Annotated in this window: 11 protein-coding genes; 5 read left to right on the plus strand and 6 right to left on the minus strand. The window is 63.0% G+C overall.

Annotation, left to right across the window (positions count from 1 at the left end):
• Together JOZ76_RS22865 and JOZ76_RS22870 are read left to right on the plus strand one after the other, a co-directional pair.
• Positions 1-235 (plus strand): hypothetical protein (locus tag JOZ76_RS22865; protein WP_291702153.1); only part of this gene is annotated, 235 nt, incomplete at its 5' end.
• 395 nt (positions 236-630) lie between these two features.
• A complete protein-coding gene (locus tag JOZ76_RS22870; protein WP_291702155.1) occupies positions 631-873 on the plus strand; it encodes a DUF433 domain-containing protein in 243 nt (80 codons plus the stop codon).
• A gap of 71 nt (positions 874-944) precedes the next feature.
• Here JOZ76_RS22870 and JOZ76_RS22875 read toward each other — a convergent pair whose 3' ends face one another.
• The 3 genes from JOZ76_RS22875 to JOZ76_RS22885 form a co-directional block, all read right to left on the minus strand.
• Entirely contained in the window at positions 945-1,226 is a 282-nt protein-coding gene (locus JOZ76_RS22875) for a hypothetical protein (protein ID WP_291702157.1), read from the minus strand.
• A complete protein-coding gene (locus JOZ76_RS22880) occupies positions 1,220-2,245 on the minus strand; it encodes a hypothetical protein (RefSeq protein ID WP_291702158.1) in 1,026 nt (341 codons plus the stop codon). The genes JOZ76_RS22875 and JOZ76_RS22880 overlap by 7 nt, the downstream gene beginning before the upstream one ends.
• A 378-nt stretch (positions 2,246-2,623) precedes the next feature.
• Entirely contained in the window at positions 2,624-6,379 is a 3,756-nt protein-coding gene (locus JOZ76_RS22885) for a vitamin B12-dependent ribonucleotide reductase (RefSeq protein ID WP_291702160.1), read from the minus strand.
• A 783-nt stretch (positions 6,380-7,162) separates the two neighbouring features.
• Between JOZ76_RS22885 and JOZ76_RS22890 the strand changes: the two genes are divergently transcribed.
• Complete coding sequence (locus JOZ76_RS22890; protein WP_291702162.1) at positions 7,163-8,062, plus strand: DMT family transporter; 900 nt, start codon at positions 7,163-7,165, stop codon at positions 8,060-8,062.
• A gap of 43 nt (positions 8,063-8,105) precedes the next feature.
• On the opposite strand, the gene JOZ76_RS22895 is transcribed toward JOZ76_RS22890, so the two are convergent.
• Entirely contained in the window at positions 8,106-8,570 is a 465-nt protein-coding gene (locus JOZ76_RS22895; protein ID WP_366938614.1) for a BA14K family protein, read from the minus strand.
• 18 nt (positions 8,571-8,588) lie between these two features.
• On the opposite strand from JOZ76_RS22895, the gene JOZ76_RS38325 reads away from it, so the two are divergent.
• Positions 8,589-8,738: a hypothetical protein gene (locus JOZ76_RS38325; RefSeq protein WP_366938615.1), complete on the plus strand. Its 150-nt coding sequence runs from the start codon at positions 8,589-8,591 to the stop codon at positions 8,736-8,738.
• A 293-nt stretch (positions 8,739-9,031) separates the two neighbouring features.
• On the opposite strand, the gene JOZ76_RS22900 is transcribed toward JOZ76_RS38325, so the two are convergent.
• Positions 9,032-9,463 (minus strand): hypothetical protein, encoded by a 432-nt coding sequence (locus JOZ76_RS22900; RefSeq protein WP_291702165.1) that lies wholly within the window; start codon positions 9,461-9,463, stop codon positions 9,032-9,034.
• Between the two features lie 319 nt (positions 9,464-9,782).
• Positions 9,783-10,253: a hypothetical protein gene (locus JOZ76_RS22905; RefSeq protein ID WP_291702167.1), complete on the minus strand. Its 471-nt coding sequence runs from the start codon at positions 10,251-10,253 to the stop codon at positions 9,783-9,785.
• Between the two features lie 339 nt (positions 10,254-10,592).
• Between JOZ76_RS22905 and JOZ76_RS22910 the strand changes: the two genes are divergently transcribed.
• Complete coding sequence (locus JOZ76_RS22910) at positions 10,593-11,003, plus strand: NADH:ubiquinone oxidoreductase subunit NDUFA12 (protein WP_291702169.1); 411 nt, start codon at positions 10,593-10,595, stop codon at positions 11,001-11,003.
• The last annotated feature ends 272 nt before the right edge of the window (positions 11,004-11,275 follow it).

Consider the following 11,275-nt stretch of genomic DNA (forward strand, 5'->3'; position numbering starts at 1 on the left):
CTCACAGCTCGCGCGACTTGCCCGCACGGTGTGCGGCGAGCGCCTCATCCGCGAGCGCGTCCAGCCTTCCTGCACGCGCGTCGCGCTCGATTGCCGCATCGAATTGTGCGGCGTCAAACGCCTCGAACCAGGCGCGAAATCGCGCAAGTTCGCCAGGCGGGAGCTGTTCGACGGCCTTTTCGATGTCTTCGGCGGTGGTCATTACGCCAATATAGCATCGCCGGGTGGGGCATGAAAGGAGCGGCAACGCTTTAGGCCGACCAAGTGGACACAATCCCGGATTTCGCTGCGCTCATCCGGGCTACGCTTGCTGGTGGCTGTGCTCATCCGGGCTACGCTTGCTTCAACTGCTGCGGCGATAACGGTGCCGATCCAGCATCCAGGAAGGCACCATGCGAAATGCCAGTCTTCCAGCCGTATCGAGGAAAACCCGCCGTACGGATTGATAGGGGGATCGAAGAAACGTCGGCATCATGCGAAGCCCGGTCCGCGCCTCGATCCTACCCGACCGCTTGGTGGACGCGTAGAGCGGGTGAGCAGTGTTAGCCGGTGCTCCAGGCACCGGCGGACGGACATGTCGGTTTGCGTAACTTGCGCTTGTTGTATAATGATCCCCTGGAGGAGTCCCCGATGGGAGACCTGAAACCAGCAATCCAGGCCGAAGTAACTTGTGATCCCACCGTCATGAGCGGCGATCCCGTGGTTAGGGGGACGCGCGTGCCGGCCGAGACCATTTTGGCTTACTTGCGCGCCGGCTATTCGCCCGAGGAGATTTTCGCCGACTACCCAAGTCTCCCCGTGGATGGGATCGATGCGGTCATTCGCTGGGCCGAGGCGACCTATGGGGCCGATTGGCGAGCGGCCGGCCATTGACCGACCGCTTCCTGATCAACGAGCGAGACATCTCCGGCGACCGAGTGAATAGGAACTCGATGTCGCTGCGCTCATCCGGGCTGCGCTTGCTGAAGATCGGTCTTAGGGCTTGAGGTCGACCATTTGGGGACATTGAAGGCCATCACTGTGACGATGACCTCCCTGTTCGCGTCGGTCGGGTTACCGAATACCGAGCGGAATCGCGTCTCGCTCTCCTTAACGGGGCCTCGTTTGTGGTTTGCCTGTTTCGGGATGGCGGCTTCGATGGTCGCCAACACCTTTGAGAAGTCCGCGTTTTGGCTGAAGATGACCACCGCCGCTTTGGTGTCGCGCCAGCTCAGGTACCCTAGCAATTGGGTGATCGTGTCGAGAAACGCCTTCTCTCCACTCCAGAACTTGCACTCAGCGATAAAGATGTTGCGGTCTTTTTCCCTGATGAGGATGTCGGTCTTACCGGTGTGGTTGAAGGTTTCACCTGTGCCGCGCCCTCGAATTGGCCATTCAGCTGGACAAGAAAGTGCTGGCGGAGCGCCTCTTCGCCCATGGTCTCGAAGGCAGACGGGCTGCGCTCCATGACGTGCGCCATGCCCTCCATGATCTTGAGGATGTGCTTGTAGGTCTCCTCGTCCAGAACCGGTTCGGGCTTAAAGGGCGCCACCGCTTTCGAGGTCTGGATACCGACAGGCTTGCGCTTCACGGGCGCTACATAGGTTTTGGGCGCGTCGGGCCGCACCTTGAGATTGAAGCCCAAGGCAGCGATCGAGTTGCGGTCCTTCAAAACCTTGGTTTTGCGCGCTTCAACCGCAGTCCGCAGCACCGTCTTGAGTTTCTCGTTGAAGGGGTCAACAGACTGGCGGAGCCATCCGAGATGCTTCTCGATGTTGTCGATCACCCCGTCCAGCTCGGTCCTCGCCTGCTGGGGCTTGAGGTCGACAGCCGAGTAGGCGATGACAATACTGCCTTGCGTAACACGCGCACGGGGCGGTCCAGAGGTGAAGGTCGAGGGCTGGATCCCGAATGCTTCGGCGTCGCCGCTGAATGGCACGGAAAGCCGGAGGATGGTGCCGAGCACCGTGTAGCCAGGTTCAACGCCGCGTGACCAGTAATCCCTAACGGCCACCGGGCCTTCAGAAGAGTCCACCCAGGCGCCGGCGCGATCGAGAACCGGGACCTCGATGGAGAACTGCGCGACAAGGCGATTGACAAGGTCATCGGTTGGCGTGTTGAGCAGCTCGTCGTCGTTGATGCTGGTTGGGGCGTTCCCGGCCTGGCGCTCCTGGTTGTAAAGGATGTCGGAGATGCTCGTCCCGTTGAATAGATATTCGCCGCTCGGCCCGTATCGGTTCAGTAGTTCTCTGTTGCTCATTGTCATCCCAACGTTTTCCCCTTTTGCCTGCATATGCGCATGCTGGTATGTCCTCCAACGGGTGATACGAGATATTGATTCAGGCAGGTTAAATGGGGCGCGTTACGACTTTGATGTTCTCCCGGCGCCGACTGCGCGTGGTCTGGTAGGCTGGGGACATTTCACTAGGCGACACGCTTTCGCCGTGGCCGCAGCCATGTCTCCGTCACGGCATAATCAACTGCACCCCCGTTGTCCTTCCGCAGTGATCGCATCTCCGGCACAAGCCGAAGCTCACCATGCCGCCCTGGGGTTGCTCGCGCGTTACACATAATTGGAGGTGCATCGCGCGATTTATTGGGATGCAATGCAGCCTTTTCGGGTCCGTTACACTCAATCAAAGTATCATGAACACCCCGTCGTGGACCCGCACGTGTCGCACTTCATGCAGGTGCCGTTGCGCACCAAAGTGAAGTTGCCGCACTCCGAGCACATCTCGCCCTCGTAGCCTTTGGCCTTGGCTTCGGCGCGGCGTTCGGCCTTAGTGGCGGTGTGCGTGCTGCCTGCCTTGCTCCATTGCAGCGCCTCCAGCTTCTCCGTCGGGGAGAGGTCGTGGCTCACTTCCTGCTTCAGGGCGACGGCGCCTTCGATGGTGTCGGAGACGCGGGCATGGGGGCCGTGAGCCGAAAGAGAGGTCACCTTGGATCCCCCTCCTTGACCTTCACTGGGGGCACCGGCAGCCGAGCCGCCGCGCATGACGACGAGATTGTCGGTGCGCGAGCGGGTCAGGCCGCGCGACAGGTATTTTGTCGCCTGGCCTGGGCCGTCCTCCGGCGACTTGCCCTCGTCGACGCCCTTGCCGAGCGCATCAAACCCGCTCTCGTTCGGATCGACATGCGCGAGGTCGAAGCGGCTGAGATACGAGACCGCGAGCTCGCGGAAAACATAGTCGAGGATCGAGGTTGCGTATTTGATCGAGTCGTTGCCCTGCACGGGGCCGGCCGGCTCGAAGCGGGTGAAGGTGAAGGCGTCGACATATTCGTCGAGCGGCACGCCATATTGCAGGCCGAGCGACACCGCGATGGCAAAGTTGTTGATGAAGGAGCGGAGCGCCGCGCCCTCCTTGTGCATGTCGATGAAGATCTCGCCGAGGCGGCCGTCGTCATATTCGCCGGTGCGGAGGTACACCTTGTGCCCGCCGACCACGGCTTTCTGGGTATAGCCCTTGCGACGGTCCGGCATCTTTTCGCGCTCGCGCATCACCACGATGCGCTCGACCAGTTTTTCGACGATCTTTTCCGAGATCTGCGCCGTGCGCGCCGCCATCGGCTTCTCAAACAGCTGCTCGATCGCGTCGTCCTCCTCCTCGTCGTCGGAGATGAGCTGCGAATTGAGCGGCTGCGACAGCTTTGAGCCGTCGCGGTAGAGCGCGTTGGCCTTCAGCGCGAGCTTCCAGGAGAGCAGGTACGCCGACTTGCAGTCCTCGACCGTCGCATCGTTCGGCATGTTGATGGTTTTCGAGATCGCACCCGAGATGAACGGCTGCGCCGCCGCCATCATGCGGATGTGGCTCTCGACCGACAGATAGCGCTTGCCGATCTTGCCGCAGGGATTGGCGCAATCGAACACCGGATAGTGTTCCGCCTTGAGATGCGGCGCGCCCTCGACGGTCATCGCGCCGCAGATGTGCACGTTGGCGGCCTCGATCTCGCGCTTGGTGAAACCGACCGCGGCGAGCAGGTCGAAATTCGCAGCGGCGAGCGCTTCCGCGCCGATGCCGAGCTGGTCGCGAATGAAGTCCTCGCCAAGAGTCCACTTGTTGAAGACGAATTTTATATCGAAGGCTGTCGGCAGCGCCTTCTCTATCTTGGCAACGGCTTCATCGGTGAAGCCCTTGGTCTTCAGCGTCGAGACGTTGACCCCCGGCGCATTGGCGAGCGAGCCGTGACCGACCGCATAGGCCTCGATCTCGGCGATCTCGCTCTCGCGGTAGCCGAGCGCGCGCAGCGCCTCGGGGACGGCGCGGTTGATGATCTTGAAGTAGCCGCCGCCCGCGAGCTTCTTGAACTTCACCAGCGCAAAGTCGGGCTCGATGCCGGTGGTGTCGCAATCCATCACCAGGCCGATGGTGCCGGTCGGCGCCACCACGGTCACCTGCGCATTGCGATAGCCGTTCTTCTCGCCGAGCTCGAGCGCGTCGTCCCACGCCCGCATCGCATGCGCAACCAGATCGGTTTGCGGGCAGGAGGCGTGGTCGAGCGGCACCGGGTTGACCGAAAGTGCTTCATAGCCGCTTCCCTGGCCATGCGCGGCGCGGCGGTGGTTGCGGATCACCCGCAGCATATGCGCGGTGTTCTTCTTGTAGCCCGGAAAAGTACCGAGCTCGCCCGCCATCTCCGCCGAGGTCTTGTAGGCGATGCCGGTCATGATCGCGGAGAGCGCACCGCACAGCGCGCGGCCTTCCTTGGAATCGTAGGGCAGGCCCATGGTCATCAACAGGCCGCCGATATTGGCGTAGCCGAGGCCGAGCGTGCGGAACTCGTAGGAGAGCTCGGCGATCGCCTTCGACGGGAATTGCGCCATCAGCACCGAGATTTCGAGCACCAGCGTCCAGAGCCGGCAGAGATGCTCATAGGCCTCGACGTCGAAATGACGCGTGCCCGTGTTGTAGAACGACAGCAAATTGGCGGAGGCGAGATTGCAGGCCGTGTCGTCCAAAAACATGTATTCCGAGCACGGATTGGAGGCGCGGATGTCGCCCGAGGCCTTGCAGGTGTGCCAGTCGTTCATCGTGGTGTTGAAGTGCAGGCCCGGATCGGCCGACGCCCAGGCGGCGTAGCCGATCTTCTCCCAGAGATCCCGGGCCTTCAGCGTCTTCGTCACCTTGCGGTTGGTGCGGCCAACCAGATTCCAGTCGCCGTCGGTTTCGACGGCGCGCAGAAAGTCGTCCTTCAGGGAGACCGAGTTGTTGGAGTTCTGGCCGGAGACGGTCAGGTAGGCCTCGGAATCCCAGTCGGTGTCGTAGGTCGGGAAATCGATTTCCTTGTAGCCTTGTCTGGCGAACTGGATCACCCGCTTGATGTAGTTGTCAGGCACCAGGTTGCGGCGCGCGAGCTTGATCTCGCGGCGCAGGGCAGGGTTCTTCTCCGGATCAAAGCAGTCGTCGCCCGAGCCCTCGCAATTGACGCAGGCCTTCAGCACCGCCTTCAGATGCTTCTGGTTGATTTTTGAGCCGGTGACGAGGGCGGCGACCTTCTGCTCCTCCTTCACCTTCCAGTCGATATAGGTCTCGATGTCAGGATGATCGGCGTCGACCACGACCATTTTTGCCGCGCGGCGCGTCGTCCCGCCGGACTTGATGGCGCCGGCCGCGCGGTCTCCGATCTTCAGAAAGCTCATCAGGCCCGAGGAGCGGCCACCGCCGGACAGGCGCTCGCCTTCGCCGCGCAGGCGGGAGAAGTTGGAGCCGGTGCCGGAGCCATATTTGAACAGGCGCGCCTCGCGCACCCAGAGATCCATGATGCCGCCGTCGTTGACGAGGTCGTCATTGACACCCTGGATGAAGCAGGCGTGCGGCTGCGGATGCTCGTAGGCGGATTTCGATTTGGTGAGTTTTGCCGTGAACGGGTCGACGTAATAATGGCCCTGGCCGGGGCCGTCGACGCCATAGGCCCAATGCAGGCCGGTGTTGAACCATTGCGGCGAGTTCGGCGCCACCATCTGCATCGCCAGCATGTAGCGCAGCTCGTCGTAGAACGCGCTGGCGTCTTCCTCCGACGAGAAATAGCCGCCTTTAAAGCCCCAATAGGTCCAGCAGCCGGCGAGGCGGTCGAACACCTGCTTGGCGGAGTGCTCGCTGCTATAGCGCTCGTTCTCGGGCAGCAGGCTGAGCGCCTCTGTGTCCGGCACCGAGCGCCACAGGAAGGACGGCACGGTCTCTTCCTCGACCTTCTTGAGCCGCGCGGCAACGCCCGCCTTGCGGAAATATTTTTGCGCCAGGACGTCGGAGGCGACCTGCGACCAGAACTTTGGCACCTCGACGTCCTCGAGGCGGAAAACCACCGATCCGTCGGGATTTTTGATCTCAGACGTCGTCAATCTGAAATCAATCCCGGCGTAGGGTGACTGACCTTGTGTGGTGTTACGCCGCTCGATTCGCATGTGTCGTGCCCCATTCTTCTTGGCCGGATCACGCGGTCTGCGCGCGGGTCCGGGTCGTTTTTTCCTTGAGCGAGTCCTCGCAGTCGCCATGGCCCGCCATGGCGATGCAAGCATCCCGCGGTGAAAGCCGGTGGTCCGGCCAGTTTCTCACGGCGGCCGCGATGCGACGAAAACTGTCGATCGCAACCCCCGGCACGATTCCAAGACCCGGCCTTACGGGTTCTCAAAACCATGCATCCAACGCGCCCCAGTTACCCCACGCAACCACCTGAGCCGCTTTTCCGGCTCGTTTCTCGTTTGGCGCACCCTCAAAGCTTGCGGACTGAGGGCAGAAAATCCCTCGACCGTTGCCTCGTCAGGCGGACGGTTTGGCTGTCCTAAAAACCCTTCTGGGAGCTGCCGGCGGGAAAGCGAAACACGTCAGCGCCGAACAGGGAAAGGCTAGGACATCTCCGCTGCGCACGTCAAGAACTAGTGCGACTTTCTGAATCAAACACTAAATATGGTGGAAAGCTGGGCACAACAGGGGCCAATGCCGCGCCTGTGACCCTGCCAAGTATCGGTGAGTCCAGGCGGATTCCCAAGCTCAAAAAATCTTGTTTGTGCCTCCCATCACCACTCACTCCCGCTCTTCACAGGCACCCTCCGTCGTCGGCTCAAGGGCTTGCATCGGCGAGACTCACGGATGCTTACGGAATGCTCCGGTCTGGCATGCCCGGCCGCGGCTGGTGCGATACCGGCCCGTCGGTAAAGTCGCCCCGCGATTCGGCCGGATCCACCTTCATGCCAGACCAACCAGCAACGGTTGCGCGATCGAAAATCGCGCCCGCAGGGCTCCTGTTCCTCGCGATCACCTCGATCGGCTGGGGTTTTAACTGGCCCGTGACCAAATTCCTGCTCTCCGAGCTGCCGCCGCTGACGCTGCGCGGCACGACCGGCGTGATCGGCGCCGCCCTGCTGGCCGCGCTCGCGCTGCTGCGTGGGCAAAGCCTTGCGGTGGATCGCCCGATGTGGCCGCGCCTGGTGATGGCCGGGCTTTTGAACGTCTCTGCCTGGATGGTGCTGATGGGGCTCGCGCTGCTCTATCTACCGGCCAGCGAGACCGCGCTGATCGCCTACACCATGCCGGTCTGGGCCTCGCTGCTCGCCTGGCCTGTTCTCGGCGAGCGGCCGACGCTGCTGCGCACGCTGGCGCTGGTGATGGCCTTCGCCGGGCTTGCCTCGATCATGGGTGGCAACGGCTTGAGCGCAAGCCTGGCGAAACTGCCGGGGATCCTGATGGCGCTCGGCGGCGCCTTCGGCTTTGCCGTCGGCACGGTGCTCGCCAAAAAACTGCCGATCAAGCTGCCGCCGATCACGGCGGCGGCCTGGCAGATCGGCATCGGCTGCGTGCCGATCACCATCGTGGGCTTGTTGATTGAGAGGTCGGACTGGCTGCACGTCACGCCGCTCGGCTGGTGGCTTCTGTTCTATTCCACCGTGGTGCAGTTCTGCATTGCCTATGTCGCCTGGTTTGCCGCGCTGTCACGGCTGCCGGCGTCGGTGGCCGCGATCGGCACCATGGCAGTGCCGGTGATCGGCGTGGTCGCCTCGGCCTTCGCGCTGCATGAACCGCTCGGGGCAGGGCAGATCGCTGCGCTCGTCTTCACGCTGGCGGCCGTCGTGCTGGCGACGCGGTCTTGAAGCCGCGCCGCCATTTGTCATGCGTCATGCAATCACACCGGCCTTAGGGGCAGGGATGCCGCAGGCCGTCATAGCCGAGATAGGTGCCTGACGCCGGATCGTAGGAGCGATAGCGCTGCGCGCAATAGCTCGGGTCGACTCCGGTCTCGGTCGTGACGGCCACGCCGGTATCGTCATAGCCGTAGTCGCTATAAGCGTAGTCCGGGCCATAGTCATAGTAGTAGTCCGGGCCATAGGCATAGGCGCCGCCGAGCGCCACGCCGGCCGCGAACGCCGCGCCGGGGAAGAAGTGGCCGTGATGGAAGCGTCCGCCATGCCAATTACCGCCGCGCCAGTTACCGCCATTCCATCCGGGGGTGCCCGCCGCAGCGACTGCTCCGGTGCCTGGCGCGAAGGCTCCGCGATTTGCCGCAAAGGCTCCACGATTCGCAGCGGTCGCAGCGAAGCCACCGCCCGTGGCAGGCGCTGCTGCAAAGCTGGCGCCGCGGCCGAAGTTCCCGCCGCCCATGCTCGGCGCTGCCGCTGCGTGGCCAGCGAAGCCGCCACCACCAATATGGCCGCCAGTGAAGCCGCCGCCACCCATTGCATGACCACCACCACCGCCCATGGCGTGACCGCCACCACCAATGCCAGCGCCGCGGCCCTGCGCAAGCGTAGCGGTCGGCGCGATCGCTAAGGGCAAAGCAAACGCGAGTGCCGCAGCGGCACCCAATACTCTCGAACGAATCATAGTCGGCTCCATTTCTTGGAAGATCATTCAACATGCAGCGTGAGCGAAAGGTTCCTGCTGTCGCGCCGATGTGAAAGCTGGGCGCCGCATGCCGTACGCGAGATGAACACCGTACGCGAGATGAACAGCCGCGCGTCAATCGGTCACCTGTGTGCGCGGCCTTCACAACAAGTCGGCGCGGCCGTCACCGGCCGCGCCGACATCACTCGGACTATGATCGTCCGCGTTGTTGCTGCTCGTCAGTAGTTCGGCCCGTAATAGTCGGGGCCGTACCCGTAGCCGCCGTTATAGTAGGGGTTGCCGACCGCAAGGCCGGTCACAGCGCCGGTCACGCCGGCAGCGGTCCCCAGCGCCCAGCCAACAGGCCCACCATCCCAACCATACGGGCGGTAGCCGTTGTTATAGTAGCCGTACTGGCGGTAGCCGCGATAACCCGGATGACGGTTATAGGCATTGTCCCAGCTGCCAATGCTCCGGCACTGGCCGACACCGGCCATCAACTGGCCGCCGCTCATCGCCGGCCCGGCTGCGCCGACCGCATGATTGCCCGGAGGGGTGCACGGACCCGGGCCGCGTCCCCTGGCGAGACTCGGACTTGCCGTTGCGAGCGGCAGGGTGAGGGCCAGGGCAGCGACGGCGCCCAGAGTTTTCAGGCGGTTCATATCGTTCATTGCGTGCTCCATCTCTTTCGGTCTTACCGCCGACCAATCCCGGCCGCCGCCGGTCGTTCCCGCCGCCAACATCGCGATTGCGAGACCAATGGCCGCGCCCCACGGGCGGTGATGAGAACGATTTCAGGTCGTGATTCGAGGGGAACATTGCGTGTCCCGTCACCTCGTCGGAACACTGCAGGGCGCTGCGCCGATCACGTCTGCTTGTGGCGAGGGCGCAGCAACATCTGGCGCTGCAAACGGCGCTGGCTGACATCGCGACTATGGCGGCCCAACGGGGCCGCCATAGTCGCGCGTCAGATTTGCAAAATCGGTGTCGTCACCAATCACCCGGCCCGCCGTAATAATAGGTCCGACCAGTCGCGTAACCGGTTGCATTGTAGCCGTTCCAGTTGTTCCAGCTGCCAACAGGCCTGCCGACGCCGGCCAGCCACTGGCCGCTGCTCATCGCGGGCCCGGCCGGGCCAACGGCCCTCCCCGAAAGCCGGGTATACGGGCCGGGGCCTTGGCCGGCCCAACCGCCGCCGTACCAGCCGCCACCGTAGTTGTAGGGGCTATTCCAGCCGTAGTGCCAGCTTGCAATGCTCTGGCATTGGCCGACACCAGCCATCAACTGGCCGCCACTCATCGCCGGCCCGGCCGCGCCGACGGCCATGCCAGCAGGAGGGGTGCAAGGACCATAGCCTTGACCATAGCCTTGGGCGAAGCTGGGGCTGGCAGTCGCGAGCGACAAGACTGCGGTGAGAGCGGCCGCGGCGCTCCATGATTTCAGACTGCTTGTTCTGTTCATTGGATCCTCCATCTTCCTTGTGTCCGCTGGCCAACTTGTCCGTTGACCAGCCCTGCCACTTGTTGATTCGTTCAACCACGGCCGCTTTCGTTCGATCACGTCAGCTTTCGGTTGCGAGGCCAAAAGCCATCTCTGCGCCGCGCCGTCCGTGAAAACGATTTCACAACGCGATTAGCGGGCGAGAATGGCGGATCCCGTCCCGTCGTCTGGGGGATCACGACGCTGCGGTCGATCACGTCTGCTTGTGCGAAGCGGGAGCGGCCTGCTGGACATTTTGCGCTGCGAATGGCATCCAGAGCGCCGAAGATCGCTTTCGACAAACCGGTCAGCCGCGCTCCAATGAAACAATTCTTCCTAAAACTGTTCACCTGGTGGAACAGCCAGACCTTTGGCACCCAGCTATGGACCTGGCGCTTCGGTGAACTGGTCGGCCAGGACGAACAGGGCAATCGCTATTATCGGACGCGGGGCGGCGAGATCGATCCGACGCTGAATTTCGAGCGGCGCTGGGTGATCTATAACGGCGTCGCCGAGGCGAGCCGGATTCCGCCGGGCTGGTATGGCTGGCTGCACCACCGCTTCGATACGCCGCCGACGGAAGACACATACGCCCCGCGCGAGTGGGAAAAGCCGCATCAGCCGAACCTCACCGGAACCCCGGCAGCCTATCGTCCCGCGGGATCGACGCTCGCGAGCGGCCGCCGCCCCAAAGCGACTGGCGACTATCAACCCTGGACTCCCGGGAACTAAGCGTCGCGCGCGAACGCAGGCCCTGTGAACAGCGGGAACTGCGGGGATAGTGCGCACGACCATCCTTGCGCGCTCGACCTGCGTGCGGCTCAATAGGCCATCTTACGGAGATGGGAAACCATCGTGTCGGATCGGGCAACAGAATCGCGACTGTCCCGATGTGCAGCGGCTGCCGAGTGGGATACGGCCGGGAGATAGGCCCCCGGTGCAGATGTCCTGAAATCGCCCGTCGAATGTGCAGCTGCCGTGAGACAGGAAAGGTCGCTTGGGAC

It is taken from the genome of Bradyrhizobium sp., from assembly GCF_019244115.1.
Taxonomy (GTDB): Bacteria; Pseudomonadota; Alphaproteobacteria; order Rhizobiales; family Xanthobacteraceae; genus Bradyrhizobium.

Bases quoted from the DNA above. Each gene is read 5' to 3' on its own strand.
- JOZ76_RS22890 (WP_291702162.1), top strand. From the start codon at position 7,163: ATGCCAGACCAACCAGCAACGGTTGCGCGATCGAAAATCGCGCCCGCA.
- JOZ76_RS22910 (WP_291702169.1), top strand. From the start codon at position 10,593: ATGAAACAATTCTTCCTAAAACTGTTCACCTGGTGGAACAGCCAGACC.
- JOZ76_RS22885 (WP_291702160.1), bottom strand. From the start codon at position 6,379: ATGCGAATCGAGCGGCGTAACACCACACAAGGTCAGTCACCCTACGCC.
- JOZ76_RS22895 (WP_366938614.1), bottom strand. From the start codon at position 8,570: ATGGGCGGCGGGAACTTCGGCCGCGGCGCCAGCTTTGCAGCAGCGCCT.
- JOZ76_RS22900 (WP_291702165.1), bottom strand. From the start codon at position 9,463: ATGAACGATATGAACCGCCTGAAAACTCTGGGCGCCGTCGCTGCCCTG.
- JOZ76_RS22870 (WP_291702155.1), top strand. From the start codon at position 631: ATGGGAGACCTGAAACCAGCAATCCAGGCCGAAGTAACTTGTGATCCC.
- JOZ76_RS22905 (WP_291702167.1), bottom strand. From the start codon at position 10,253: ATGAACAGAACAAGCAGTCTGAAATCATGGAGCGCCGCGGCCGCTCTC.
- JOZ76_RS22880 (WP_291702158.1), bottom strand. From the start codon at position 2,245: ATGACAATGAGCAACAGAGAACTACTGAACCGATACGGGCCGAGCGGC.